Here is a 310-nt window from a genome sequence, read left to right on the forward strand (position 1 = left end):
GTGGTGTTGCCGATCGGGCCGCCCAGCAGCGGACGATCGTCCGTCGCATCGAGCCTGTGGCGTGCCGACCACACCGTCGTCTCGGTCGGGCCGTAAAGGTTCCAGACCTCGCCGGCCTGCGCCACCAGCCGCCGCGCCAGATCCGGCGGCAGCGCTTCGCCGCCGCACAGCACCCGGCAGCTTGCGGGTAGCGCGGGACCCTCGTGATCGAGCAGCATGCGCCAGGTCGACGGCGTCGCCTGGATCAGGGAGACGCCGTGCCTTTCAACGATTGCCTTGAGCCTGATGGGATCATGCGCCGCCGCACGAT

The 310-nt window shown here is 70.0% G+C and carries 1 protein-coding gene; it reads right to left on the reverse strand.

Translation table 11 applies throughout. The annotated features are described in order from the left end of the window. The coding region (locus AX729_RS28700; RefSeq protein WP_156457268.1) for an AMP-binding protein at positions 1–310 on the reverse strand (310 nt) is incomplete at both ends.

It is taken from the genome of Bradyrhizobium sp. CCH5-F6 (assembly GCF_001556045.1).
Lineage (GTDB): Bacteria > Pseudomonadota > Alphaproteobacteria > Rhizobiales > Xanthobacteraceae > Bradyrhizobium.